Here is a 25,456-nt window from a genome sequence, read left to right on the forward strand (position 1 = left end):
CTAACCAATGGTTGTATCCATGGAAAAGCGGAAATTACGCGAATCAATGGATCCACCCAAAATCAAGAATTGATCAAAAACCTAGTTTTGCAAGGTATCGTGAAACCGTTTCAGGAGCGAAATCAGTTGTTGGTGATTTCTGGCTCCAAGCCCACCAACGAATACCTGCTCCATTTCATTGATTTTGATGCGCAAACTGTCAAGTTCGGCATGCCCTTGCTCTGTCAAGGTAACTGCGTAAGCGCGTTTATCATTCAAAACGGGCTCGCGAACGATCAAACCGCTCTTCTCCAGCTGGTTAAGAATAGGCACCAATGAAGACCGATCCAGTCCCGCCGCCCAGGCAATCGCCGATTGTGTTCGTCCAGGGTTATTTGAAATGATTTCCATGACGGAATATTGTCCCGTCATCAATTTCACACCGGTTTCTTTCAAAAATGCACCCTGAGCCGCCAAAAACGCTTTACGCATATGGAAGCCTACATTTTTCTCCAAAGAACTCAGATCCATATCAGCGTGTGCTGGCTCATCGATCTTCCCGGACTTAAGTTTTGTACGCACTAAAATTCTCCCACTGGCCCCATGCCCAGTTTCCCCCTGCTTTGTTATTGGCATTGGGATTACTTTTTTTCAAGCATGGAAATGGATTTAGCACAAACTAAAAAGGGGAGGCGTGCTATTTATGATATTATAGCGCGCCTCCCCAGTTCAATTATATCAGCGTAGAGAACAATTAACTTGCTGCTTTCAACTCTCTTCTGCGGGCGTGTAGAATAGGTTCTGTATATCCACTCGGCTGGTTAATACCTTCAAAAACCAAATCCAGGGCCGCTTGGAACGCGATGGATCCCTCAAAATTCTCGGCCATGGCATGATAGTCAGGATCAGAAGCGTTCTGCCCATCGACAACAGCCGCCATACGCTTCATAACTTCCATCACCTGATCTTTAGTGCAGATGCCGTGATGCAACCAGTTTGCGATATGTTGACTGGAAATACGCAAAGTCGCACGATCTTCCATCAAACCCACATCATGGATATCGGGCACTTTGGAACAACCAACACCCTGATCCACCCAACGCACCACATACCCAAGGATACCTTGTGCGTTATTTTCCAGCTCAGCCACAATATCCGCGTCAGACAGATTTTCACCTTTCATAACTGGCGGTGTCAAAATAGCGTTGATATCAGCACGGCCGCGTTTGGAAAGTTCTGCCTGACGGTCCTGAACGCTGACCTGATGATAGTGGATAGCGTGCAATGTCGCTGCAGTTGGGGACGGAACCCAGGCACAGTTGGCCCCCGCTTGAGGATGCCCTACCTTAGCCGCCATCATTTCTTTCATTTCATCTGGCTTTGCCCACATCCCCTTACCGATTTGGGCGTGACCTGGCAGCCCAACCTCCAGGCCAATATCCACATTCCAATCCTCGTAAGATGCAATCCATGGTTCCGCCTTACAATCGTCTTTACGCATGAAAGGGCCAGCTTCCATATTGGTGTGAATTTCATCACCCGTCCGATCAAGGAAGCCTGTATTGATAAAGAAGATGCGCTCAGATACAGCCCGGATACACTCTTTAAGGTTGGCGGTAGTGCGACGCTCCTCGTCCATAACACCAACTTTCAGGGTATTACGCGCCAACCCCAAGCCATCTTCAATGGCAATGAAAAGGTCGTTCGTAAATCCAACCTCTTCCGGACCATGCATCTTCGGCTTCACAATATACACACTGCCCGCGCGGCTGTTCTTCAAGGACCCGTTTCCTTGCAAATCATGCATGGCGCATACGGATGTCATCACCCCATCCATAATACCTTCCGGGATTTCGTTGCCGTCTGCATCAAGAACCGCAGGGGTAGTCATAAGGTGGCCAACATTACGAACCAACAGAAGACTACGGCCATGCAAAACAAGGTCACTGCCGTCACGCGCTGTATAGGTCCGATCTGCTGCCAAAGACCGCGTGATGGTCTTCCCGCCTTTTTCAAGCCGCTCCTGCAGATCCCCTTTCATCAGGCCGAGCCAGTTGCGGTACACAAGTGCCTTGTCTTCTGCATCCACCGCCGCGACGGAATCTTCACAGTCCTGAATGGTAGACAAAGCCGCTTCCATCACCACATCTTTCACACCAGCGGCATGGGCACTTCCAACAGGATGTGACTTATCAATTTGAATTTCCAAATGCAGACCATTGTCCACACATAAAACAGATGAGAGCTCACCTTCACCGTTATACCCCACAAACTGAGAGGCATCTTTCAAACCGGTTTCTGATCCATTGGCAAGCGTTACCACCAAGTCACCGGTAGCAGCCAGCACATAAGAGGTTGCATCCTTATGTGAACCGTTGGCAAGCGGGACCGCCTGATCAAGGACATCCGCGGCATAAGCAACAACCTTTTCACCGCGAACCGGATTATATGAAGAGCCTTTCTCGGCACCACCTTCTTCACTGATAACATCTGTGCCGTACAGGGCATCATAAAGGCTTCCCCAACGGGCATTTGCGGCGTTAAGGGCATATCTTGCGTTCATTACCGGCACAACCAGCTGAGGCCCTGCAACAGACGCGATCTCGGGATCCACATTGGCAGTGGTTACTTTAAAGTCCGGGCCTTCAGGAACCAGATAACCAATTTCGGTCAGGAAGGCTTTATAGGAATCCATATCCACATTTTTGCCGGCATTCTCTTTACACCATGCGTCCATTTTCTCTTGAATGATGTCTCTTTTTGCCAACAGGTCCCGATTGCGCGGGGCGAAGTCCGCGACCATCTTATCCAGCAGGTTCCACACATCTGCGGCCGACACGCTCAGACCGGGTGTCAATTCATTTTCAACAAAGGTGATCAGTTCATCTGCCACCTGAAGGTTTCCAATTTTCTGATAGCTGGACATTAAATTCTCCATTATTCCGCTTTGTGGAAATCATATTGACATATAGAAAAAGAAAGCAAAATATATTTTGGAAATCTTTTCACAATATGGAAACGACATGGCCAGCACCGACAAACAACCTGCCAATCGAAGCGGACAGGTTCAATCCCTGACTCGCGCACTATCCCTTATGAACGCCATTAGTCAGACCCCAAACGGAATCAAACTCACAGATCTGGCAAGAAAGGTCGGGCTGGCCGCCTCAACAGCACACAGACTACTGACCACGCTTCAGGAACAAAGATATGTCCAATATGACAGAGATACAAATTTCTGGCAGATCGGTATTCAGGCCTTCGTTACTGGTAACGGTTTCCTGTCCTCAAGAGATCTTGTAAGCGTGGCACGGCCCATCATGCGGCGTATGATGGAAGAAAGCGGCGAAACCATTAATCTCGCCATCAGTGAAGGGGATGATGTAATTTACATGGCACAAGTAGAAAGCCGTGAAATGATGCGTGTTTATTCAAAGCCCGGCAATCGTGTGCCCCTTCATTGTTCCGGCGTCGGCAAAGCCATTATGAGTGTCATGTCAGATAAAGACATAAACCGTATCATCCATGAAAAAGGCCTCCCTCGCCTCACAGACCGAACACTTACGGATCCCGACGCCCTGATTAAAGAGCTAAAAAACAGCAGGGAAAACGCTTACGCCATTGACGATGAGGAACATGCAATTGGTCTCAGATGTGCCGCATCCGTTATTTATGATGAGTATTCTGAGCCTATGGCCGCCATTTCCATCTCTGGCCCGGCTGCCAGGATTTCAAATGAGAAGCTGGCAAAACTAGGGCAGACAGTTCGCACCTATGCCGCTGAAATAACCTCGGCTCTTGGCGGAGTGATACCTGCCTCCATAGATGCAGGATAAAGGGTTACCCGTTCAGGCGGAAAATACATTTTAGCCTCAGAGCCCACATCAAGTTCGCTTTCCAGCTTAAACTCTGCCCCGTGCAATTCGGCTAGGGATGCAACGATGGAAAGGCCCAGCCCCGTACCTTCCGTCTTGTTATCAATACGGCTTCGCGCTTGCGCAAACGGCTCCAACACCCGCTGAAGATCACCTTCTGCAATGCCGATACCAGTGTCGCGAACGGTTAAGCTCAGCCCGCCGATCTGATCAACGATCATGCTGACAACCACCTCGCCGCCGACCTTGTTATATTTCACCCCATTGGAGACAAGATTGACCATCATTTGTTTCATGGCTCGCTCATCCCCCAAAATACTGAAGTCCTGCCCAGCCTGCTCAATCCGCAATGTGACATCTTTTTGATCCGCAAGCGGTTGGCACATTTTTAAGGTGGATTTCAATATCCCCCTCACATCAACCTCAACCAGATCAAGCGTATAACGTCCCGCCTCAATCTTTGACATATCCAGGATATCATTGATCAAAGCCAACAAATGGCGGCCACTATCCAAAATATCATTAGTGTATTCCAGATATCGCGGTGGACTAATAGGACCGTATGCTTCGGTAGAGATCAATTCTGCAAATCCAATGATCGCGTTCATTGGGGTGCGAAGTTCGTGGCTCATGCTGGCAAGAAACTGGGATTTTACTGTATTTGCATGTCGCGCCTGTGCTGACGCCGCCTCTAGCTTTGCATTTCTATATCTGGATTGATCCACACTTTTACGAAGAAGCGCAATCGCGGTGCCCATTCCAAGGTAGGTTCCGCCTTGAGTAATAATAAATCCGGTGGAGAGAGCATGTGAATACTGCTCTGCAATTTGTTGTTCCACATGATCAACATCTGCCGTGACATCAACGATCAGCGGATGGATATCCATCAACTCGCTTACCGGGCGTTTGGCGTACACAGCATGCCCATACTGCGCCGCCATCTTAATGATCAGATCATCCCTTCCGATAACCCCAACGGGTAGGCCATCATTCAGGACAGCAAACCCGGGCACGCTCGGAAGGGCGCGAAATTTTTCCGCCACATCATTGCAGATTTCGGTGTGTTGAACAGCGGGTACCGCGTCCAAGATATCCAGCATCCGAGTACTATCCATACCCCCTCACAAAACTCTTACAAATCTCAAGCCCCTGAGTTAAGGATCTAAGGCTAAAAATCTTAACAAGTCGTCACCCCAATATGACAGTTTTGTGAAACCTCAATAAAACCTATGCGAGATCGTTGGCTGGAATATAGTATTGTGCCTGATGTGTTTCCCTATCCCGTTCCATCACCAAATTACCCGCAACGTAGGTTGCGCGCACAAGCGCATCCGGCGCCAATGTCATCGTGGCAAATAATTGATCATGAACACTTTCTGCCGCTTCCATGCGGTATTTAAGAAGTGACGTCGCCTGCAAATCCAGAATAGCCAAATCTGCTTCCATACCGATATCAAGGCTTCCAATTTGATTTTCAAGGTAAAGCGCTTTCGCTGCACCTCTGGTTGCAACATAGAGCGCTTCAAATGCGCTCAGACTTTGGCCTCGCAACTGGGCAATTTTATAGGCCTCCCCCATCGTTCTGAACTGGGAAAAACTTGTCCCCGCCCCAAGGTCCGTTGCTAGTCCCACCCGAACCGGATTGGGCCTTTTCATAGCTCCCTGAAGATCAAACAATCCGCTTCCCAAGAACAAATTCGATGTCGGACAGTGCGCGATGGAAGCCCCTACTTCACTCAAGCGATCGAGTTCACGCTCTTCTAAATGAACGCCATGGCCAAAAACCGCCTTGGCCCCTACTTGTCCAAACCTGTCATACACATCGAGATAATTCTTCGCATTTGGGTAAAGCTCTTTCACCCATTTAATTTCGTCCAGATTTTCTGAAATATGGGTCTGCAAATAGGTCCCAGGAAATTCTTTCCACAAGGCACCTGTAGCCTCCATCTGCTCATCCGTACTGGTAGGCGCAAATCTTGGCGTCAGGCTATAGAGAAGACGCCCTTTCCCATGCCAGTTTTCAATAAGCTCCTTGGATTGATCATACCCGGTTTTTGCCGTATCACACAAAGCATCCGGGGCATTTCGGTCCATTAGAACCTTACCTGCAATATTGCGCAGCCCGTATTCTTCAGACGCTTTGAAGAAAGCATTGACCGATGCAGGCTCAACCGTACAAAAGACAGACGCCGTTGTAGTTCCCGCGCCTAGCATTTCACGCATAAAAAGACGGGCCGTTCCCAAGGCATAGTCAGGGTCTTTATATTTTTGCTCGGCCACAAAGGTGTATTTATTCAGCCAGTCGATTAACTGCTCGCCATAGGCACCAATGATCTCTGTTTGAGGATAATGGACATGGCAATCAATAAAGCCAGGCATAATGAGGCAATCTTTATAGTGATTGACCACTGTTCCCCGCTCAAGTTTTGGAAGAATGTCTGATGCGCTTCCTAACGCGGTTATCACGCCACTTTCCATCACGATAACACCATCCGCTTCGTGATAAACACACTCTTCCAAAGGCACCTCAAAAGGATCAGCCCGAAACGACAATAACGCCCCTCTAACAGCTTGTTGCATCCTCTACCCTTACACTCTCCATAACGCGGCCCAACTAACGATAATAGCCCAAACATTTGCCAAGTTGAGTCATTTTTTCAGATAAGATTTACAGCCACGCTTCCGACCCGTTAAACTCACCGAAAACCAATAACAATAATAACGAGGCGAATATGCAGTTTCAGACACCCGGGCTTCAGGACATTGTGGACGATTTTGTCTCTTCCTTTTTGAAAGATAAACGCCACGAATGGGAAAGTACTAAAACGCAACATATGGAGCTATTCCAAGAAGCCTCAAAATTTGGATTATTGGGTCTTGAAACTGATCCTGCCCATGGCGGTTTGGGCGCACCATTTTCCGATAAAGTCAAACTTGCTGAACTGATGGCACAAACCTCTTTTGCCGCCGCTTTCTCCATTATTAACAGTCAAAATGTTGCGGCCCGCTTGCGAGAAAGCACCGCCCAGCGCCATCATCAGATGGCAGACGAAATCATGGCAGGTGATCGTGTGGGTTGCACCGCACTTACGGAACCCACGGCCGGAAGTGATTTTGCGGCCATTCAAACGTCAGCCAAGAAAATCGATGGGGTCTGGGAAATTTCAGGGAACAAAGCCTGGATCACAAACGCAACTAACGCTGAAACAATTATCCTTTATGCCCAGACAGATCCTACAAAAGGTTGGAAAGGCATTGCGTCTTTTCTGATAGACGGCCGGAAAGCTGGCTTTGAAAGAGGAGAGAGCTATTCTCTGATCGGCGGACATATTATTGGCGCAGGGGAGTTTTCATTAAGCAGCTATGTTGCTTCAGAAGAAGATATGCTTGCCCCGCCAGGTGAAGCGTTCAAAGTAGCGATGACATCTATAAATGGGGCGCGAACTTATGTAGCAGCTATGTGCGTCGGCATGATGAAAAATGCTTTGGAACTTGCCACGGCTTACGGGAAAGAAAGAAATGCCTTTGGCAAACCCCTCCTCACTCATCAGGGGATGGGATGGTCCTTATCAGACATCTATACAAATATCGCAGCACTTGAAGGATTGGTGGAAAAATCCGCAGCACTGATTGACGGGAAACAGGATGCCGTCTTGGCTGCTGCACTTGCCAAGAAAATGGCGGGTGACATAACGATACCAGCCATCTCCGCTTGCATCCAAGCCATGGGGGCTAATGGTCTTCGATCCGAACATTTCTTAGGCGAACATTTAGCGTGCGCAAAAATTGCCGCCTATACCGATGGCTCTACCGAAATGATGAAGGAGCGGATTTCTGCATATCTTTGAATCAAATGCAGACAAGACCTGGCAGTCGTGTTAATTAGTAAGCTAGCTAATAAATAAGAAAAACGAGCGACAAAATGGAACTGGCACTTAAACCCGAAGACGAAGCCTTCCGTCAGGAAGTCCGTGACTTCATTTCAGAAAACTTATCTGAAGAACTCCGCGCCAATACGGCAATTCAAGCATCCATTCGGACAGATCCCGACACGGCCGGCCGTTGGGCCCGTATACTGGGTCAAAAAGGCTGGCTTGCATACAACTGGCCCAAATCCATGGGCGGTCCAGGTTGGAACGTCCTGCAGCGATATATTTTTGAATCCGAATGCGCCACCGCAGGAGCCCCTGCAATTAATTCCATGGGCTATCGCATGATCGGTCCGCTTATTGATAAATTTGGCACTCAGGAACAAAAAGATTTCTACCTGCCGCGGATTGCTCTACATGAAGACAGCTGGTGTCAGGGATATTCTGAACCTGGTGCAGGGTCAGACCTTGCTGCCCTTCAGACCAAGGCGGAAAGTGATGGCGATGATTATATTATCAACGGCACTAAGATCTGGACGACAGGTGCCCATTACGCGAACAGATGCTTCTGCTTGGTAAGAACTTCGAACGAGGGAAAAAAGCAGGAGGGCATTTCCTTCGTTTTAATGGATATGGACACACCGGGCATTACAGTTCAGCCCATCATGATGCTGTCCGGGGATCATGAACTCAATCAGGTCTTCTTCGACAACGTTCGTATTCCGAAAACCAACAGGATCGGAGAAGAAAACCAGGGCTGGACCGTAGCAAAATACCTTCTGGAATTTGAGCGTGGCGGCATATCCTATACGCCGGGCCTCAACGCCAACCTCGCCTCCATTCGAAAAATTGCGGCGGAAGAGCGCAGCAATGATGGCGGTAGATTAATCGATGATTCAGGTTTCGCTGGACGCCTTGCCAAACTCGAAGTGGAGGTGATGTCCGCTGAATATACCGAGAAAAAACAGATGGCCGCATTGGCAAAGGGGCATAACCCCGGTGCAAAGTCATCTATTACAAAACTTCTGGGTTCGGAGATTGGCCAGCGGGTTGCGGAATTAAAAATGGAAGCCATTTCCTATTATGCGCTCCCCTTCCTTCCTGAAAGTCGCATCCCCGGCAACAACGTTGAATATCCGGGCCCAGAATACGCAAGAACAGTCACCGCTAGCTATCTGAACGGACGCGCCTCAACCATTTACGCCGGCTCCAGTGAAGTTCAGAGAACTATCCTTTCAAAACAAGTACTTGGACTTTAATTCAGCTAACACTCTCCCTCTCAGGTCTCGCACTCTGAGAGGGATTACCATTCGGGAAATCGCCACCGCGCTTCATAATTGATTTACCATTTCGGCATATACCGAAAGTTAGAAGTGCAACTTTTAATTCGGGCGATCCCATAATGAACTCAATTCGTCAACGGCTCCTTGTATTCATCGTCAGTATTTTGCTGCTCAGCAATCTATCCTTGGTGTTTACGACAAACTCAATCTCCACAGATAATGCTCAGAAAAGTGTTGATGAACTTCTGAAAACAGACGCTGCTAAAGAATCTGCGGCTATTCAGAAAATTGTAAATGAAGCATACAACACGGCCAAAGCTCTGGGTGCGACCGTTGAAAGTATGATGAAAGCCGGCATTGCCACACGTGAAGGCATTGCACAGGTTGCAATCCGGGTTGTGGAAGAAAACCCGACTTTGATTGGGTCCACCGTCGCATTTGAACCAAATGGATTGGATGGCAAAGACGCAGATCACAAGGATGGTATCTATACAGATGCTGCGGGTCGCTACGTCCCCTACTTCTTCCGTCAAGGTGACGGCAAAGTAGGTGTTGAAAAGCTGGTCATGACAAAAGAAGCTGGAATTGACGGCTGGTACACCGCCCCTCTGGAAGCGAATAAATCAATTCTCACAGAGCCTTACATTTACCCAATTGAAGGGGTTGATGTCTTGATGACGACGATTTCCGTTCCTATTCGCGATGCTTCCGGAAAGGCTGTCGGTATAGTGACTTCAGATATTGCCATGACGGACCTGCAAGCCACAATGGCAGCAGTTAAACCATTGGGCGCAGGCCACATCAAACTGACCTCCCCGGGAGGCCTATATGTCTATACACCTGAAACAGATAAGTTAGGGAAACAGACTGAGTCTGAAGCAATGATGGCAGCCCTCGGTGAAGTCGCAAAAGGGAATAGCAGCGATTATGAAGGTTCCGCCGCAGATGGTACAGCAGACGCACTGGTAAAGGTCGTCCCTGTTCCTTTCAACGGTGTAGAGTCCCAATGGGCACTTGTTTACGTTACCCCAAATGAAGCGATCTTTGCATCCGCAAACGAAATCAGAAACATTTCTCTGATGGTTGCAGCAGGCGTGATCTTGGTCGGTATTCTTATCGTCTGGTTTATTGCGAACGGTATTTCTTCACCGATTACTCGTATGACAGAAGCCATGGGTGTTATTGCAGGCGGCAATTTTGACGCTGATGTACCTGAACAAGATCGCAAAGATGAAATCGGTAAGATGGCAGCCGCCGTTGAAACCTTCCGTCAAAATGGTATGGAAAACGCCCGACTTCAGCGCGAAGCGGAAGAAACACGCGTTGCAAGACAAGCTGCGAAAGAGCAACGTGAAAAAGAAGCGCGTGAAGCCGAAATCAAACTAGCTGAGGAGCGCCGTGAGGCAGAGGAGAATTCAAACCGTGAACGCGCTGAGGCTCTCAACAATATGGCTAATTCATTTGAGCATGAAGTTGGTTCCGTCATTGATCAACTATCAGGTTCAGCGACAGAGATGCGAAACTCAGCAGAGTTGATGACACAAACAGTTGACCGTGCGTCTGAGCAATCAAGTGTCGTCAGTACCGCCTCTGAAGAAGCGACCATGAGCGTAAATTCCGTGTCTGCTGCAACTGAGGAACTCTCAAGCTCCATTCAGGAAATCAGTCGACAAGTCAATACATCTGCAACGATTACAAGTCGTGCAGTAGATGAGGCGAACAACACAAACCAGACAATGAACAGCCTTGCAGAATCTGCTCAGCGCATTGGTGAAGTTGTCGGAATGATCAATGATATTGCGGAACAGACAAATCTCCTTGCCCTCAATGCAACAATTGAGGCAGCACGTGCCGGTGAAGCAGGTAAAGGTTTTGCTGTTGTAGCGTCAGAGGTTAAGAACCTCGCCTCTCAAACGGCGCGTGCCACAGAAGAAATCACTGAACAAATCTCCGGAATGCAAGGCGCAACCGGTGATGCCGTATCTGCCATTGAAAATATCGTGAAAACCATTTCTGAGATCAGTGATGTTACTGGCAGTATCGCAGCCGCTGTTGAAGAACAGGGTGCCGCAACCAGTGAAATTGCACGCAATGCTCAAACAGCAGCAAGTGGTACAACCGAGGTGAACAACACCATTGGATCCGTTAGCCAAGCCGCAAGTGAAGCGGGTACTGCCGCAAGTACTGTTTTGCACACAGCGACAAATCTGGAAGGTTATTCTCGTGACCTCAGGGAAAAAGTACAACATTTCCTGGCAAGTGTTCGAAGCTAGTCTTCTGCCAATCTGGAAAAGGCCGCGCTTACCACGCGGCCTTTTTTTGTGTCTACATTTTGTGAGGTTTGCTTACGATGCCGTTTGCAACCTGCGTTTCCCGTATAAAAGCAATGATCTCCGCTATCTGCTGATCTGTTACCTGGGTCTGAGGCGGCATGTTGCCAAATGGCCAATGATGGGCTCGCACACCTTGTTTAACAGCACGGTAAAACGATCCGTCTCCATGATGGCCCGGATTGTAAATATCGTGAATAAGCGGCGGCCCTTGCTTGGTCCCTCCCGCTGATGCGCCATGGCAAGCCGCGCAATTTTCTTTAAATGCTTCATGACCGCCTGACGCCATATTGCTCAGCGCCGGAACGTTCACCGCAATCATTTCCGCGGGTTCACCTCCTTTGATGATGATCTCAATAAAGAAATACACACCAGCAAGCCCTGCAATAATACCCAGCAGGACCATTCCTTTTTTTACATTCATAAAAATACTCGTTTCAGATTGTTTCAATTTGGTTGGTTAAAGAACAATCACACGATCTTGGGAGGAGGTATGAGTATTGGTATGACGGCTGAAACCGCCTGATCTTTCCGAAACTGCGGCTTTGCAGTAACAACGTATGACAAATTGGCTTCGGTACGTACTTGACGTGCCAAATCAGTGCAGGATGTCTGCATACTACATCCCCCTTCATCTGTCATGCAGGTCGCCCCACACACATCCATTTGCATATCAGAAGCCATCTCAGCCATGGCAGCTGATGAACCGCAATGAGCCTCACCTGCCAAGCCAAGCCCAACCGCAATAAATGAGCTGACTATTAAGGCCACAAATAAATATGTCAGAGTCCGTTGCCACATTCGGGGATATTAGCTTACTTTTTTTGCAAGAAGAAGTGTGGAGCCATCACATTCCGGATCCTCGGGCATAAAATCAACGATATCAATTCCATATTTTGCGAGCTCTTGGCGATATCCGTTTGGGGAGAGGCTGGAATGATAAACGGGCTCTCCTCCGACCATACCGTCAACCTCACCTTCTTCTGGACCAACGGTGAGAAGAAGGGCGCCTCCCAATTTCAAATGATCTGCAAAATGTTTTATCGTTGCCTTCTGATCTTCCTGTGTGAGGTGGAAAAAACTATGCCACGCGATAATGCCATCGAACTGTTGTCCCATAGACAGTTTCCGCATGTCCATCTCAATCCAGTTATTATTCGGAAACCTTTCTCTGGCCAATTTCAGCATGGAGGTTGAAAAATCAACACCCGTAAGAGCAAACCCTTGTTCGATAAAATAGGCGGCAATTGGATCAGCCGCCCCGCACCCCACATCAAGAATAGCGCCGCCTGACGGCAACAGCTCCTGAAAACGCGACAACCACTTTCTCTCTTGAAGCCTTTTAGGGCGCTCTGCATCAAAGCGAGGACCTAAGCGCTCGTAGACATCCTGTGTCGTTTTTTCAATGTCTCGAAGGTTCATTCCTCAAAAACCTTATTGGCAAACTCTTCAAAAGCTGCGGCATACAACTCATACGTCTTTTCCGGCTCTTCAGAAATGGCGATCCGCTCCGCATAGAAATCTACAGCACCTGACAGGAAATCAGTTAACAGCATCGCTCTTTCAGCATTCGGTGTAAATGCATGTATGCCGTCATAAAGCTCTTTATAAGCAGTTTCAGCATCTCTGGATCTGCAATACTCCATCCCTAGAACATTTGGCGCATCCATCAGAATGATGCGAGCGAAAGCGGGATCAGTAAAAAACCTTAAATACTCAAGGCACCCCTTCACCAGTTCCTTGGGCGGATTTATTCCCTCATATGGATACCCACCGACACGATCGGAAATGACCACGCACTGCTGATCATAAACCGCCTGAAAAAGCGACTTTTTGTCCGGAAAATGATGATAGAGCGACCCCCGGCTGCTGTTTGCAGCCTTGATAATCATGGTTGTGGAAGTCTCCGCAAAGCCATGCTCGGCAAAACAGGTTGTTGCAACAGACAATAGATGTGCCCGCGTACGTTCCCAGTTTTCCTTATTTTTCCCCGTTGGTTTTGGCATATGAGAAATATATTGACTTACAGACAATCTGTCTATAAATAAATTTTTATAGACACCCTGCCTGTAAAATGAATGGAGATTATCTGATGAAACTGAACAGCTATTATCCAGTACTATGTGTTGAAGATGTTTTCGAAGGCGCCGCTTTTTCAAAACCTATTTTGGCTTCAAGACAATCTTTGAAAGCGATTGGTACATTCACCTACAGATGGAAGGTAATGAGAATGTTAATCTTGCCTTTGTCTCTGCAACCCATGAAACTGTGCCGGAGGCATATCGTAAAACCACCGAAGGGGTTCTGCTGAATTTTGAATTTGAAGAAGTGGATGATTTGTACGAACGGCTTCAATCCGCCAACCTCAATATCCCTCTTAAACTTCGGGATGAGCCATGGGGTCAACGCCACTTTATCGTCACCGACCCATGCGGCGCGATGGTGGATGTGATCAAGCTGATCGAACCTTCTAAGGAATATCAGGAACAATATGTTGCTTAAATCGTCTTACTGCTTCGCCCTTATGTGGGCGAAGCAGTCGATCCTTTATGCGCCAGTAAACTGTTGCTCCAACTCTCTTGGGCTACGCTTCCAAAGCAAGCCAACTTCCTGTCCATGTCCCGGGTAAATATCAAGAACGCCCTGCGACATCTGATCAAGGATCTCCTTTGCAATCAACGTTGGATCATCCTTCTCCTCTCCGGTCACGGCCGCCAACATGTCCGTATCCATTCCCCCCGGAAATGCCGCGTGAACGGCAATACCTTCCTTAAACAAGGTCCCGCGGATGGCTTGCGTTGCTGAAAAAGCCGCAGCTTTGGAAGTGGCATACCCCCCAATTCCCGCTTTGCTAGCCAAGGAAACAATGGAAAGTATATTTAACACCCTGGCGTCTTTCGACAATTTCAAGTGGGGTGTGAATTGGCGAATCACTTCCAAGGTTCCATAAAAATTAACCTCCATGTCTTCCCGAATATCCCTCACCGGCATATCCAGAACATTTCCAAAATGAAGAAGTCCGGCGTTATTAATAACAATAGACGCAGATTTCGCCGCTTCCACCGCCTTATGAATGGAAGCCGGATCACTTAACTCCATTTCAATCGGGACAACTCGATCTGGGGCTTGAGCAACCAGATACCCCAGATCTTCAGACTTTCGCGCTGTCACAAATATTCTGTCAGCACCACGTTCGATAACCTCTTTTGCAAACGCCGCCCCAAGGCCACGTGATGCCCCGGAAATGAAAACACTTTTTGAATTGAACATCGCATCCATGATTTACCTCTCTTTCTAAAGGGAGGTTCACATTTACCTAATGCACATTTCTCAATAAATAGGTACAAATGCACTTATATCATGCGTAATATGCACGAATGGAAACTGACTTACTTCGCATATTTCTTTCTGTCGCGAATAAGGGAAGTTTCGCGGCTGTTGCTAAAGAGCGAAACGTTGACCCTTCTTCCATTTCCCGTGCCATAGCCACCCTTGAAAGCCAATTGGACGCTCGCCTTTTCCAGCGCACAACCCGAAGCTTAACCTTAACCGAAGCAGGCCATTTATTCTTGGCGCGCGCCAAGCCCATCTGCGATGAACTGGAAATTGCACGAGACGAACTTGCTTCTTTTCAAAAAAAGGTCAGTGGAAAGCTGAGGATTTCCACCTCAGTTGCCTTTGGGCAAACCTGTCTCCTGCCGCACTTACCCATATTTAGGGACCTATACCCTGATTTGCAGATTGACCTGAAATTAAGTGATCAAAATCTGGATCTCATTTCCAACGAAATTGATCTGGCAATCCGCCTTAACCCTCTCTCTGACAATCGTTTTATTCGTAGCCGGCTTAAACACACCAGATACCGGGTCGTTGCGGCGCCAAATTACTTATCTAAAAATCCACCCCTCTCAACACCAGCCGACCTTGAACAGCATGAATGCCTGTTATTTGACTTACCTCAGTATCAGGATTTCTGGAATTTCAAGGATGGGCAAGGAAAATTGTCGCAAATTCCCATCAGCGGCAACCTGACCATGAGCAATGCGCTTGCGATCAAAGAATGCGCTCTTCGCGGATTAGGGATCGCACTTCTCGCCGACTGGATGGTGGAGAAGGACATCCAAGATGGAAAGCTGGTTGACCTGTTCCCAAACCATGAAGTTTCTGCGGAAGAATTTGATACCGGTATCTGGATCATATACCCAGACCGGGCCTTTCTTCCCTCAAAGACCCGGGTGATGATTGATTTCCTGAAAGATAACCTCAAGTGAGCGGTGCATGACCTTCAATGGTTCGGAAGGTGAGGTTTATACGCGGGGTAAAGACACGTTTTGTGGTCGGAAGGCTGTGCAACCAGTGACTTTGCGTCTCCCCTTTCATGATAAGAAGGCTGCCATGCTCCAATATCTGCGCGGCGGTTTCCTTCGTTTTCTTGTGTTTAAAAGAAAACTTCCGCTCCGCCCCGAAACTCAAAGACGCGATTGCCCCATTTCGTTTAAGTTCTCGCTCGGCATCACTATGCCAGGCCATGCCTTCTGATCCATCATGATATAAATTCAAAAGACAGGAATTAAACAACTCCTGACTTTCCCGCTCGGCAATGGCTTTTAGCTTCAATAGCTCATCCGTCCAGGGAAGCGCTGATTTCGTTGTCCCGGAATAGGTGTAAGAAAAAGGCTCCGACCCGTACCAGGCTACTTTTCGTTTTGTGGTGATTTTCTTGCCAAAAATAACGGCTTGATCATGTTGCCAACTAATCCCGGTGAGAAGTTGATCATAAAAACGATCCGCATCCGTCAATGACATAACGGATCCATGATAATGGACCACACCATCCTTCGGCAGAAGGTTACGGGGTCCTTCTTCTACCTGTTCAAAGAGATCCATTGCCGATACGCCTTTTTCATACAATGACCGCAGGGCCGGAACCCACTCGATTGGGCCTCTTCCTTGCTCTTAAAAAACACCCGATTTTCCCGTTTCATCTTTTTGCCAGACCAGCAATCAAGACGACCATAAATCTTCAATTTGCGATGCCCGCCCCACTGAATGTCTCCAGCTTTGATATACGCCTTAAACGCCGCATCCTGAATTTCAAGATGTCGCATCATGGAAGATAATCCCTAGAGTATACCGGTTTCCGCTTTTGACTTCACTGACCCCATGACGGATTTTAGCTCGGTAGTACCCACGCGTGCCCAGAACTGGACGGAAATTGGTTGTGAAGATGATCATGTCACCGCGCCGTGGCGCTAGCACCATTGCTTTTGATTGCGCCCGTGGCACCTGCTCGGTCAATACAAACTCACCGCCTGTATAGTCCTCACCCGGTTCGTTCAAAAAGCAAGCCGCCTGAATGGGGAAATACACCTCCCCATACAAATCCTGATGCAATGTGTTGTAGCCACCTTGCCCATATTTCAGGATAAGCGGCGTTGGTTTCGATTGTCCCGCCCTCTGACACTGCTCACTCAACGAAAGCAGGTCTTTTGGAAACTGATCAGAAATTCCAAGCCATTTCATCCAGGAATTGGCGACAGGCACCAGATTTGGATAAAGTCCTTCCCTCAGTTCCTGTACCAAATCCGGCAAAGGGTAATTCCAATATTTGTAGGATCCTTTGCCAAAGCGATGCCGTTCCATAACAACGGTCTTTCGATACCCCTCCTCCTGATCAAAGCCTTCAATCAAAGCCCCGCATTCATTGGGGGACAGAAACTCAGGAACAAGCGCATAACCTTTGTTGTTGAGGTCATCGGCAACAGTTTGCCAATCCAGTACCGCTATTCTATCCTTCAACTCAGACATGGGCAGCCTCCCACCCGAGGATGGCAGATTTTTTATCTTCACCCCATCGGTATCCGCCCAAATGACCCGATTTTTGGATCACACGATGGCACGGGATAAGATACGCAACCGGGTTATTTCCAATGGCAGTCCCAACTGCGCGGAAGGACTTTGGATTCCCGATTTTAGTCGCAATATCCCCATAAGTGGACACGGCCCCTTCCGGAATTTTAAGCAGGCTTTCCCAAACTTTAATCTGAAATGGCGTCCCTGAAAGATGCAACTTGATCTGATCAAGACGCTTCCAATCATCCTGGAAAATAAACAAAGCATCTTGTTGCAACTTGTCTGTAATCTGACGGAACGGAGCGTTTGGGAAACGTGCCCGAAGCCCTTCAAAGGCAAGGTCCTCATCTTCTTCAAACTGCATGTGACACACCCCTTTGGGGGTTGAGGCTACAATCAGCTTTCCAAATGGACTTTCCGCGATGGAGTAATTAATAGGCAAGTTCGCTCCACCATTTTTAAACTCTCCCGGTGTCATTCCTTCGATAGACACAAACAGATCATGTAACCGACTTGTCCCGGAAAGTCCCGTTTCATAGGCCGCATCCAGCAATGTAGACCGATTTTTCAGGAGCTCTTTAGCGTATTCCAAACTTAAATACTGCATGAACTTTTTAGGGCTTACTCCGGCCCATTCCTTAAACATCCGCTGAAAATGATGGGGGCTGACATGCACTGCCTCGGCAATCTGCTCAAGCGACGGCTGTTCCTTAAAATTCTCACGGATAAAGTGGATCGCTTTCTCAATCCGCTTGTAATCAATCTCGTCCTGATTTTGCATGTCACTACCTTACACCTTGCTGATGGAAACACCACCATCGGCCAAAAGCGCGGCTCCTGTGGTAAAGCTTGATAGATCTGATGCCAAATACAGCGCTGTCATGGCAATTTCTTCGGGGGAAGCTGTTCTCTTTAGCGCGTGAATGTTTCTCACGAACTCTTTTACTTCCGGGCTATCTCCGAACTCCTTTGCCATGTCGGTATTTGTGCCGCCGGGTAGAAGGGCATTTACGCGAATACCTTCCGCGCCATATTCACTCGCCAGCGTTTTTACGAGGCCGATAATACCCGCCTTGCTGGCCGCATAAGCAGATTGATGGGGCATTCCCATCTCATACCCCACGAAAGAAGACGTGAAGATAATAGACCCGCCAGCCGCCACCATCACCGGGACCTGATATTTTGCTGCCAGAAATCCACTTGTCAGATTTGTTGAAAGCGTCTGGCTCCAATTATCCAAAGAAAGATCAGTGATGGCACCCGGCCACCCCAAAGTCCCTGCATTATTAAAGGCGATATCCAGCTTTCCGAACTTAGACAAAGTCAGTTCAACCAGCGCTTTGTTGTAATCTTCTGAGGCAACATCTCCTGAAAGCGCCACTGCATTTCCGCCTTTAGCTCGAATTTCGGAGACTAGCTCCTGCAATAACTGCTCCCGCCGAGCGGCGAGCACAACACTTGCCCCCTCTTCCGCAAATAACAACGCCGCCGCCCGACCAATACCCGCACTCGCGCCAGTTACAATGGCGACTTTCCCATCCAACATACCCATCTTCGTACCCTTCTTCTAATTTTCGAATGAAGAAGGAGTAGCTGCGGGAATAAGTAAGCTCGACCCGTTTCTTGCGGTATTTAATAGAATGGAAATCACGGCGAAGCGTTGGTCTAGACAAAAAGTTCCAGTTCCAAAAAAACAACATGGGCTACAAGCCGAAGATTGAAGTCTTCCAAAGCATCAGGAATACCGTTGCCACCTAGTTTAATAACGCTGGAGTTCCTCCGCCAACATCTTAGGACATGACATCCCTACCCTCACCTACGGGCTGTATGCATCTGACACTGACTTTGAGGTGGCGAAGGAGGCGATGGGGAGGTTAGTTTATCCTTAGCTGAACAATAAAAATATGTACTTTAACTATTTTCTGGAGCACAATAGGTTGAATCGAAATATCAAAATTAATAACAATACATGTGCCACTCTCTTAACATTCACACACGCCTCACTAATCAGTATCATTTGAGATCTCTTAACGATTTTTTAGTCAATTTACTTGACAATCCTTCCTTTCAGCATCATATGATACCAAGCATGATGCCTGCTCCGTCATACAAGTTTAACAAGTGAGCTTCACGTAGAATGAACGGGAGCAAACTTGATTCAGTTAGAAAGGAACTAGTTCGACTTTGTCGCGACGGTAGAAAAAGGTTCGTGGCTCGAAAATACCCACACAACTGGCACCCCCATTCTGTTCCTCGTAATTCAGCTCTCGGAACATTCTCAGACGAAAGCGCCTGGGAGTGGATTGCTGACCAAATTGAAGCAGGATGTGAATTGAAAGCAGAAGATTGGCGGCACGGCCCTCAAGAAAAAATAGCGCACATTTTCGTCGCGAAAGCGTCTAAAGATGGCAAGCCGATATACGTCAAACTTCATTTAGGTAACCAAGTAGTCCTTGGGATTAGTTTTCATATTTCTACCAAATAATGAAAGGGAAGCATGATGAGTAAATACCTCGAAGATAACCACCAACATATTTGCTGCCCTCTTTGTGAAAACGAAAACCTCACCAGCACTTTTCAATCCGAAGACATCCAATACGGCAGTAGTGGAAAATCAGTTACAGTTGACATACCAGTTTTTATCTGTCCGTCTTGTAGCTTTGTATTTAGCGGCGAAGAAGCCGAAACTGTAATTCACGACGCTATTTGCAAAGATATGGGCGTCCTTACCCCCTCAGAGATTACAGAAATTCGTAGGAAGCTTGGACTATCTCAAGAGAAATTTGCTGAACTCACAAAAATTGGAGTTGCTTCGATAAAGAGATGGGAAAGCGGTAAAACCATTCAAGATGCCAGCAAAGATACTTATCTTCGCCTCTTAGCAATCCCAGAGGTGATGGATAAACTTGAGAGAATCAACAATAAGGCGAAACAATTACCAACCAAAAAGGAACCAAAATTTAGATCCCAATTTAGTCCCGCAACAATCTCGCGGGCCGAGAACTTCCAATTGAGAAGGCTAGCCGCTTAAGGTGATCATCAAATGCACGTAGTTACTTTTTATTCATATAAAGGTGGAGTTGGCAGAACACTCGCCCTAACAAATTGCGCTGCAGAATTTGCGAAAAGAGGTAAAAAAGTCCTGATTGTCGATTTCGATTTGGAAGCACCAGGAATTACTTCCATTGACACTTTCAAAGAATGTGCTGGAAAAGGTGTAGTTGAGTATATTTCTGACTACATGCACAACGACTTAAAAGCTCCTGACATTTCAGGTTACATTCGAAAGTGCGACAAATGGCTTTCCACAACTAATAAGAACAATGAAACCGTGGATGGAGAGATTTGGGTTATGCCAGCTGGTGATAGATCCCAAAACTATGAACAAAATTTGCAAGGCCTGGATTGGCAATTGCTCTACAGTGAATACAGTGGCTTCCTGTTGATGGAGGAGATGCGCAACCAATGGGAAGCTGTTTGCTCTCCAGATTATGTCTTAATTGACAGCAGGACAGGACATACCGATGTAAGCGGTATTTGCACAAGACAATTGCCAGATTCTGTAGTTATTGTATTCGTGCCAAATACACAAAATTTAGACGGCCTAACAAAAGTTGTAGAGTCCATTCGGGATGAAGCTTTATCACAAAAAAGCGGACTAGAAAGGTGCGCCAGAGTTCTATTCACGCCAAGCAGACTTCCAACGATCGATGATGAAGAACAAATACTCAAATCACAGCTGGAGACCTCTTCTATAAAGCTTAACTACAGAAAAGCAGCGGCATCCATATATCATTATGAGAGCCTTGAGCTTTTCACACAATCTTTGTTTACATTACACAGACCCAACACCAAGCTCTCAAAAGACTATTGCAAACTAGTTGACGCAATTTCAATTGGCAATTTTGAAGACAAAATTGGCGTTCTGAAGTATCTTCAAAAACAAGCTAGCATCACGATCAGCCAACTCACCAACAATCCATTTAATTCTGATAATCAAATTATTGATCCAGGAAGAGAGCAGGACAACTGGGCGGACACCAAAAGCAAGATTCTTTCAAACTTCAATACTGATGAGGAGGTCACCTTAAGCTTGGCTCAAGTTGAACACCTTCAAGGCAACAGTGAAGAAGCAGTATCAATCTTTGACCACTTTAGTCTCAGCGAACAAGACCTAGCCACTACTCACTTTTCATATGCACAGGCCTTAGAAGCAATTGGCAATACTGAAAAAGCGAACGCCAGTTATTTGAACGTTATTAATAAAAGCAGATATATTGAAGGTGCAGATATTGAATTGAGAGCTGTATCGAAGTTAGCGAATACATACCCTAAATCACTAGATTTAGTTGATGTATACCGATTACTAGAGAATTCTCCAATCGAACACTTACTCGAAATTGTAAGAAATGACTTATTAGTAGATGGAGTAAATTTCAGCAAAAGAACCGAATTCGCTTATCGAGTTGTTAAGGCTCTCGAACAAACTAAGTTAAATAAGGAAGAACTCAACCTTCAAAGACACACACTAACAATGCTAAATATCGCAACAAGAAGGTTCCCTGAAGCTACTGATGTTATATTCAACAATATGGAACAGAGAACCATCAAAATGTTTGCAAGCATATCTGATGCTTTCAACGCTTCTATCGCTCTATGGGGGTTGGAAGGACGCCCAGACAAATCGAATTTTGTCTACGTGTTAAAACTGTTCCGGCAATATCAAAAAAAAGCAGCTCTACGGGATCCGAATATTCTTTTCTGTATTGGTATTACCAAAGCCGTTTGTGGAGAAACAAACGAGGCAATTCAAATCCTCGAACAATCTGCTAAAAGCGTGACTTTATACGGTTCAAGAGCGTTTAGCCCTTGGCGCTACAGAGAGGTCACATCAAATGTATTTAAAGAGGATATTCAGGAAGCAATCAAAACCATCAAATCGGACAACCACATACGCCCCTGGATAATATACCAAGATCAAGAAAGACTGCCGCTATTGAACTAGTGGGCTAGCCTATCGAACACTTCATAACGCTGCTACATATCCCGATCACTTAGCAAATTATGAGCATCAACTAACATTGCCCAATTATAGACGATATGGCTTTACTCAACACCACTCAACCAGTATTTGAGTGAATTGAAATCTCTATGTCCGCAGTATATTTTGACTGTCAAACATGATTTGCGACCTTGCCTATAACAACCTCTATGGCATTACTCCATACTACACTTAGGTAGACAAAATAATATTCGACAAAAACTAGTGTTACGCATGGTCAACTCTACTTTTTTATGTAGTCTATGGAAAACCACTGTAAATTTCTGAATGGGTATTAATACTTGGGGAAACGGCTTATCCCCCCTTGCCCTTAAATCCAAGTGCACCACAAGTATTCTGGACAAACACTACCCAATGAACTGCATCTAATAAACAGCTGGCAGTCTTATTCCAGAAAATAATGGCGGAGGGAGGGGGATTCGAACCCCCGATACGGTGTTGCCGTATACACACTTTCCAGGCGTGCGCCTTCAGCCACTCGGCCACCCCTCCGCGGGGGTCCCGGCTGTATTTGCGGGACCGCGGCAATATAACGGACAAGCCACAGAATGCAAGCCTGCAAACGCCAAATTCGGAAAAATATTGTCACGTCCTTTGAATTAGCGGTAGGGTAGCGGTTTACGAGCTGGAAAAATGGGGGAAACCCCTGATTTTGGACGCATCGCAAGGGGAAATAACGTGATTTTCGGGCGTATTATTGGGTGGATCCTGCTGATCATCGGCTTGATGCTGGTCGGCGCAGAGCTTTTAGCGTCCTTGCAAGCCGGCGAATGGGCCCCGATGCTGCTGGGTCAGCTGTGGTTTGAATTTGATTCTGAAAGCCTGAACCTGGTTCAAGCGGTCGTTCAGCGTTACTTATTGCCGTTCCTATGGGATCCTATGATCGTCACATTGCTGCTTGCGCCTGCATGGGTGAGCTTTATTGTGCCGGGTTTATTGCTGCTTTTGATCTTCAGGAAGCGCCAGAACCGCTTCGCCCCACGTAAATACTTAAGCTGAGTTATGTCTATTATTGGTCAATGCCATTGCGGCACCGTGCGTTTTCGCCTTGATGAAGCCCCAAGATGGCTGACGGAATGTAACTGCTCCGCCTGCCGGAAACTCGGGGCGCTTTGGATCTATTCTCAGGATCAGCGCATTATCCTTGAATGTGAAGCTTCAGATACGCTGGGATACAGTCACGGGGATCGCAATATTGCCTTTCATTCCTGTATTCTTTGTGGATGCACCACCCATTGGGAAGGGTTGAAGGAAGGTTTTGATGATAAAATCGCGGTGAATGCGCGCCTGCTGGATCCCAAAATAACAAACCCCATCAAAATTCGTCATTTCGATGGGGCCGATACATTTCAGTTTCTGGATTAGCGTTTAATCGTCACCCATTTTAAGGGCGGCGATAAAGGCTTCCTGCGGAATATCCACATTACCGACGGAGCGCATGCGCTTCTTACCCGCCTTCTGTTTTTCCAGAAGTTTCTTCTTACGTGTGATGTCACCACCATAACATTTGGCGGTCACGTCTTTACGCATGGCACTGATGGTTTCACGGGCAATCACCTTGCCGCCAATGGCTGCTTGCAGGGCAATTTTAAACAGCTGACGCGGGATAAGTGTTTTCAGACGCTCACACAGGTGACGACCACGGGCCTCCGCCTGGCTTCTGTGCACCAGCATGGCAAGGGCGTCCACAGGCTCACTATTTACAAGGATGCTGAGCTTCACAAGATCGCTCTGTTCATACCCCATCATTTCATAGTCGAAGCTGGCATAACCACGGCTGACGGACTTCAGGCGGTCATAGAAGTCAAACACCACCTCGTTGAGCGGCAATTTGTAGATCACCATGGCACGGTTACCCGCATAGGTGAGATCCAATTGCGCGCCGCGTTTGTCCTCGCAAAGTTTAAGAACCTGTCCCAGATATTCGTCCGGTACCATAATGGTCGCCTTGATCCATGGCTCCTGAATATGGTCGATCTTCATGACGTCCGGCAGGTCAGCCGGGTTGTGAAGATGTTCAACTGCACCATCTGTTTTGTGAATTTCATATACAACGGATGGGGCTGTTGTAATCAGCTCCAGATTAAATTCACGCTCCAGACGTTCCTGGATAATTTCAAGATGCAGCAATCCTAAGAAGCCACAACGGAAACCAAAGCCCAAGGCCGCGGATGTTTCCGCTTCAAACGAGAAACTCGCGTCATTCAGGCGAAGTTTCGCCAAGCTGGATTTCAATTCCGTAAAGTCCGCGCTATCCACTGGATAAAGACCACAGAACACCACCGGCTGATTTGGTTTAAATCCGGGAAGGGGTTCTGATGCCGGTTTTTTATCGTCGGTGATGGTGTCACCCACATTGGTGTCGGCCACTTCCTTGATGGCGGCGGTCATAAAACCGATTTCACCCGGACCCAGCTCATCCACGATCAGGCCTTTTGGCGTAAACACACCCACACGGTCCACAAGGTAGGATGCGCCTGTTTCCATCAGGCGGATTTTCTGCCCCTTCTTGATCACGCCATCGCGCACACGGAACAGAACCACAACCCCAAGATAGGCGTCATACCAGCTGTCAATCAGCAGGGCTTTGAGCGGGGCATCCCGGTCCCCTTCCGGCGCTGGCATTTTATGGACAACAGCTTCCAGAACTTCGTCGATACCAAGGCCCGTTTTGGCGGATACGGCAATCGCGCCGCTGGCATCAATACCGATCACATCTTCAATCTGTTCAGAGACACGATCCACGTCTGCGGCCGGAAGATCCACCTTGTTCAACACAGGAACGATCTCATGATCCACTTCCAGTGCCTGATAAACATTGGCCAATGTCTGCGCTTCAACCCCTTGGGAGGCGTCAACGACCAGCAGTGATCCTTCACAGGCCGACAAGGAACGGTTCACCTCATAGGCAAAGTCCACATGGCCTGGGGTGTCGATCAGGTTCAGGGTGTAAGTTTCCCCGTCTTTCGCTGTATAGAGAAGGCGCACCGTCTGGGACTTAATGGTAATCCCGCGTTCGCGTTCAATATCCATGCTGTCGAGAACCTGCTGCTGCATTTCCCGTTGATCCAGACCGCCGCAATCCTGAATCAACCGATCCGCAAGGGTAGACTTGCCGTGGTCGATATGGGCAACGATAGAGAAATTTCTAATTTTGCTAAGGTCTGTCATGGTGTCACTATCTGAACAAAAGAACCGTAGGGTC

General features: G+C 47.4%; 25 protein-coding genes and 1 tRNA gene. 10 read left to right on the plus strand and 16 right to left on the minus strand.

Going from position 1 to position 25,456, the window contains the following annotated elements; translation table 11 throughout:
• Positions 1 to 81 precede the first annotated feature (81 nt).
• A complete protein-coding gene (locus GUA87_RS01240) occupies positions 82 to 561 on the minus strand; it encodes a MarR family winged helix-turn-helix transcriptional regulator (RefSeq protein WP_193714713.1) in 480 nt (159 codons plus the stop codon).
• Between the two features lie 172 nt (positions 562 to 733).
• Entirely contained in the window at positions 734 to 2,905 is a 2,172-nt protein-coding gene (locus GUA87_RS01245; RefSeq protein WP_193714714.1) for a malate synthase G, read from the minus strand.
• Positions 2,906 to 3,002: 97 nt separating this feature from the next.
• Here GUA87_RS01245 and GUA87_RS01250 point away from each other — a divergent pair, with 97 nt between their 5' ends.
• The gene (locus GUA87_RS01250) at positions 3,003 to 3,815 is read left to right on the plus strand and encodes an IclR family transcriptional regulator (protein ID WP_193714715.1); all 813 of its coding nucleotides are present in this window, start codon (positions 3,003 to 3,005) and stop codon (positions 3,813 to 3,815) included.
• Here GUA87_RS01250 and GUA87_RS01255 read toward each other — a convergent pair.
• Positions 3,752 to 4,969: a sensor histidine kinase gene (locus tag GUA87_RS01255; protein ID WP_193714716.1), complete on the minus strand. Its 1,218-nt coding sequence runs from the start codon at positions 4,967 to 4,969 to the stop codon at positions 3,752 to 3,754. The two genes, GUA87_RS01250 and GUA87_RS01255, sit on opposite strands and share 64 nt — an antisense overlap.
• 112 nt (positions 4,970 to 5,081) lie before the next feature.
• Positions 5,082 to 6,434, minus strand: a complete 1,353-nt coding sequence (guaD, locus tag GUA87_RS01260) for a guanine deaminase (RefSeq protein WP_193714717.1) — start codon at positions 6,432 to 6,434, stop codon at positions 5,082 to 5,084.
• 152 nt (positions 6,435 to 6,586) lie between these two features.
• Here guaD and GUA87_RS01265 point away from each other — a divergent pair, with 152 nt between their 5' ends.
• The 3 genes from GUA87_RS01265 (at position 6,587) to GUA87_RS01275 (ending at position 11,279) form a co-directional block, all read left to right on the plus strand.
• On the plus strand, positions 6,587 to 7,702 hold the full coding sequence (locus tag GUA87_RS01265; RefSeq protein WP_193714718.1) for an acyl-CoA dehydrogenase family protein: 1,116 nt from the start codon (positions 6,587 to 6,589) through the stop codon (positions 7,700 to 7,702).
• 74 nt (positions 7,703 to 7,776) lie between these two features.
• A complete protein-coding gene (locus tag GUA87_RS01270) occupies positions 7,777 to 8,982 on the plus strand; it encodes an acyl-CoA dehydrogenase family protein (protein ID WP_193714719.1) in 1,206 nt (401 codons plus the stop codon).
• Positions 8,983 to 9,125: 143 nt separating this feature from the next.
• Positions 9,126 to 11,279: a methyl-accepting chemotaxis protein gene (locus GUA87_RS01275; protein ID WP_193714720.1), complete on the plus strand. Its 2,154-nt coding sequence runs from the start codon at positions 9,126 to 9,128 to the stop codon at positions 11,277 to 11,279.
• 52 nt (positions 11,280 to 11,331) lie between these two features.
• Here the strand turns inward: GUA87_RS01275 and GUA87_RS01280 are convergent, their stop codons facing one another.
• The 4 genes from GUA87_RS01280 to GUA87_RS01295 are packed head-to-tail and all read right to left on the minus strand — an operon-like array spanning position 11,332 to position 13,285.
• Positions 11,332 to 11,760 (minus strand): c-type cytochrome, encoded by a 429-nt coding sequence (locus GUA87_RS01280; protein ID WP_193714721.1) that lies wholly within the window; start codon positions 11,758 to 11,760, stop codon positions 11,332 to 11,334.
• Positions 11,761 to 11,807: 47 nt separating this feature from the next.
• Positions 11,808 to 12,137 carry a hypothetical protein gene (locus GUA87_RS01285; RefSeq protein ID WP_193714722.1) on the minus strand — a complete coding sequence of 110 codons (330 nt, stop codon included), beginning with the start codon at positions 12,135 to 12,137 and terminating at the stop codon, positions 11,808 to 11,810.
• A 9-nt stretch (positions 12,138 to 12,146) separates the two neighbouring features.
• Complete coding sequence (locus GUA87_RS01290; protein WP_193714723.1) at positions 12,147 to 12,758, minus strand: class I SAM-dependent methyltransferase; 612 nt, start codon at positions 12,756 to 12,758, stop codon at positions 12,147 to 12,149.
• Positions 12,755 to 13,285: a TetR/AcrR family transcriptional regulator gene (locus GUA87_RS01295; protein ID WP_265332180.1), complete on the minus strand. Its 531-nt coding sequence runs from the start codon at positions 13,283 to 13,285 to the stop codon at positions 12,755 to 12,757. Before GUA87_RS01295 ends, GUA87_RS01290 begins: the two co-directional genes overlap by 4 nt.
• Positions 13,286 to 13,538: 253 nt before the next feature.
• On the opposite strand from GUA87_RS01295, the gene GUA87_RS01300 reads away from it, so the two are divergent.
• A complete protein-coding gene (locus GUA87_RS01300) occupies positions 13,539 to 13,838 on the plus strand; it encodes a VOC family protein (protein ID WP_415774783.1) in 300 nt (99 codons plus the stop codon).
• Positions 13,839 to 13,883: 45 nt separating this feature from the next.
• Here GUA87_RS01300 and GUA87_RS01305 read toward each other — a convergent pair whose 3' ends face one another.
• Positions 13,884 to 14,615, minus strand: a complete 732-nt coding sequence (locus GUA87_RS01305) for an SDR family NAD(P)-dependent oxidoreductase (RefSeq protein WP_193714725.1) — start codon at positions 14,613 to 14,615, stop codon at positions 13,884 to 13,886.
• Between the two features lie 98 nt (positions 14,616 to 14,713).
• Here GUA87_RS01305 and GUA87_RS01310 point away from each other — a divergent pair, with 98 nt between their 5' ends.
• Positions 14,714 to 15,607, plus strand: coding sequence for a LysR family transcriptional regulator (locus tag GUA87_RS01310; RefSeq protein ID WP_193714726.1), 894 nt, complete (start codon positions 14,714 to 14,716; stop codon positions 15,605 to 15,607).
• On the opposite strand, the gene GUA87_RS01315 is transcribed toward GUA87_RS01310, so the two are convergent.
• From GUA87_RS01315 to GUA87_RS01335, 5 genes are read right to left on the minus strand one after another with little or no spacing between them, the layout of a single operon-like run.
• A complete protein-coding gene (locus GUA87_RS01315) occupies positions 15,600 to 16,223 on the minus strand; it encodes an alpha-ketoglutarate-dependent dioxygenase AlkB family protein (RefSeq protein ID WP_193714727.1) in 624 nt (207 codons plus the stop codon). The genes GUA87_RS01310 and GUA87_RS01315 overlap by 8 nt on opposite strands.
• Positions 16,202 to 16,447, minus strand: coding sequence for an Ada metal-binding domain-containing protein (locus GUA87_RS01320; protein WP_193714728.1), 246 nt, complete (start codon positions 16,445 to 16,447; stop codon positions 16,202 to 16,204). Before GUA87_RS01320 ends, GUA87_RS01315 begins: the two co-directional genes overlap by 22 nt.
• Complete coding sequence (locus tag GUA87_RS01325) at positions 16,431 to 17,144, minus strand: 2OG-Fe(II) oxygenase (RefSeq protein WP_193714729.1); 714 nt, start codon at positions 17,142 to 17,144, stop codon at positions 16,431 to 16,433. The genes GUA87_RS01320 and GUA87_RS01325 overlap by 17 nt, the downstream gene beginning before the upstream one ends.
• Positions 17,137 to 17,970: a methylated-DNA--[protein]-cysteine S-methyltransferase gene (locus tag GUA87_RS01330; RefSeq protein WP_193714730.1), complete on the minus strand. Its 834-nt coding sequence runs from the start codon at positions 17,968 to 17,970 to the stop codon at positions 17,137 to 17,139. Before GUA87_RS01330 ends, GUA87_RS01325 begins: the two co-directional genes overlap by 8 nt.
• Before the next feature lie 9 nt (positions 17,971 to 17,979).
• Positions 17,980 to 18,741, minus strand: a complete 762-nt coding sequence (locus tag GUA87_RS01335; protein WP_193714731.1) for an SDR family oxidoreductase — start codon at positions 18,739 to 18,741, stop codon at positions 17,980 to 17,982.
• Positions 18,742 to 19,686: 945 nt separating this feature from the next.
• Between GUA87_RS01335 and GUA87_RS01340 the strand changes: the two genes are divergently transcribed.
• Positions 19,687 to 20,220: a type II TA system antitoxin MqsA family protein gene (locus GUA87_RS01340; protein ID WP_193714732.1), complete on the plus strand. Its 534-nt coding sequence runs from the start codon at positions 19,687 to 19,689 to the stop codon at positions 20,218 to 20,220.
• Between the two features lie 12 nt (positions 20,221 to 20,232).
• A complete protein-coding gene (locus GUA87_RS01345) occupies positions 20,233 to 22,194 on the plus strand; it encodes a KGGVGR-motif variant AAA ATPase (protein ID WP_193714733.1) in 1,962 nt (653 codons plus the stop codon).
• Positions 22,195 to 22,652: 458 nt separating this feature from the next.
• On the opposite strand, the gene GUA87_RS01350 is transcribed toward GUA87_RS01345, so the two are convergent.
• A tRNA-Ser gene (locus GUA87_RS01350) sits at positions 22,653 to 22,743 on the minus strand.
• A gap of 141 nt (positions 22,744 to 22,884) precedes the next feature.
• Here GUA87_RS01350 and GUA87_RS01355 point away from each other — a divergent pair.
• Complete coding sequence (locus tag GUA87_RS01355) at positions 22,885 to 23,250, plus strand: hypothetical protein (protein WP_193714734.1); 366 nt, start codon at positions 22,885 to 22,887, stop codon at positions 23,248 to 23,250.
• A 3-nt stretch (positions 23,251 to 23,253) separates the two neighbouring features.
• Positions 23,254 to 23,616, plus strand: coding sequence for a GFA family protein (locus tag GUA87_RS01360; protein WP_193714735.1), 363 nt, complete (start codon positions 23,254 to 23,256; stop codon positions 23,614 to 23,616).
• A 3-nt stretch (positions 23,617 to 23,619) separates the two neighbouring features.
• On the opposite strand, the gene lepA is transcribed toward GUA87_RS01360, so the two are convergent.
• On the minus strand, positions 23,620 to 25,422 hold the full coding sequence (lepA, locus tag GUA87_RS01365) for a translation elongation factor 4 (protein ID WP_193714736.1): 1,803 nt from the start codon (positions 25,420 to 25,422) through the stop codon (positions 23,620 to 23,622).
• Between the last annotated feature and the right edge of the window lie 34 nt (positions 25,423 to 25,456).

The organism is Sneathiella sp. P13V-1 (assembly GCF_015143595.1).
GTDB lineage: Bacteria > Pseudomonadota > Alphaproteobacteria > Sneathiellales > Sneathiellaceae > Sneathiella.

Bases quoted from the DNA above. Each gene is read 5' to 3' on its own strand.
- GUA87_RS01320 (WP_193714728.1), bottom strand. From the start codon at position 16,447: ATGATGCGACATCTTGAAATTCAGGATGCGGCGTTTAAGGCGTATATC.
- GUA87_RS01340 (WP_193714732.1), top strand. From the start codon at position 19,687: ATGATGAGTAAATACCTCGAAGATAACCACCAACATATTTGCTGCCCT.
- GUA87_RS01310 (WP_193714726.1), top strand. From the start codon at position 14,714: ATGGAAACTGACTTACTTCGCATATTTCTTTCTGTCGCGAATAAGGGA.
- GUA87_RS01345 (WP_193714733.1), top strand. From the start codon at position 20,233: ATGCACGTAGTTACTTTTTATTCATATAAAGGTGGAGTTGGCAGAACA.
- GUA87_RS01250 (WP_193714715.1), top strand. From the start codon at position 3,003: ATGGCCAGCACCGACAAACAACCTGCCAATCGAAGCGGACAGGTTCAA.
- GUA87_RS01360 (WP_193714735.1), top strand. From the start codon at position 23,254: ATGTCTATTATTGGTCAATGCCATTGCGGCACCGTGCGTTTTCGCCTT.
- GUA87_RS01330 (WP_193714730.1), bottom strand. From the start codon at position 17,970: ATGCAAAATCAGGACGAGATTGATTACAAGCGGATTGAGAAAGCGATC.
- GUA87_RS01290 (WP_193714723.1), bottom strand. From the start codon at position 12,758: ATGAACCTTCGAGACATTGAAAAAACGACACAGGATGTCTACGAGCGC.
- GUA87_RS01275 (WP_193714720.1), top strand. From the start codon at position 9,126: ATGAACTCAATTCGTCAACGGCTCCTTGTATTCATCGTCAGTATTTTG.
- guaD (WP_193714717.1), bottom strand. From the start codon at position 6,434: ATGCAACAAGCTGTTAGAGGGGCGTTATTGTCGTTTCGGGCTGATCCT.
- GUA87_RS01325 (WP_193714729.1), bottom strand. From the start codon at position 17,144: ATGTCTGAGTTGAAGGATAGAATAGCGGTACTGGATTGGCAAACTGTT.
- GUA87_RS01255 (WP_193714716.1), bottom strand. From the start codon at position 4,969: ATGGATAGTACTCGGATGCTGGATATCTTGGACGCGGTACCCGCTGTT.
- GUA87_RS01285 (WP_193714722.1), bottom strand. From the start codon at position 12,137: ATGTGGCAACGGACTCTGACATATTTATTTGTGGCCTTAATAGTCAGC.
- lepA (WP_193714736.1), bottom strand. From the start codon at position 25,422: ATGACAGACCTTAGCAAAATTAGAAATTTCTCTATCGTTGCCCATATC.
- GUA87_RS01335 (WP_193714731.1), bottom strand. From the start codon at position 18,741: ATGGGTATGTTGGATGGGAAAGTCGCCATTGTAACTGGCGCGAGTGCG.
- GUA87_RS01270 (WP_193714719.1), top strand. From the start codon at position 7,777: ATGGAACTGGCACTTAAACCCGAAGACGAAGCCTTCCGTCAGGAAGTC.
- GUA87_RS01265 (WP_193714718.1), top strand. From the start codon at position 6,587: ATGCAGTTTCAGACACCCGGGCTTCAGGACATTGTGGACGATTTTGTC.
- GUA87_RS01305 (WP_193714725.1), bottom strand. From the start codon at position 14,615: ATGGATGCGATGTTCAATTCAAAAAGTGTTTTCATTTCCGGGGCATCA.
- GUA87_RS01315 (WP_193714727.1), bottom strand. From the start codon at position 16,223: ATGGATCTCTTTGAACAGGTAGAAGAAGGACCCCGTAACCTTCTGCCG.
- GUA87_RS01245 (WP_193714714.1), bottom strand. From the start codon at position 2,905: ATGTCCAGCTATCAGAAAATTGGAAACCTTCAGGTGGCAGATGAACTG.
- GUA87_RS01280 (WP_193714721.1), bottom strand. From the start codon at position 11,760: ATGAATGTAAAAAAAGGAATGGTCCTGCTGGGTATTATTGCAGGGCTT.
- GUA87_RS01355 (WP_193714734.1), top strand. From the start codon at position 22,885: ATGGGGGAAACCCCTGATTTTGGACGCATCGCAAGGGGAAATAACGTG.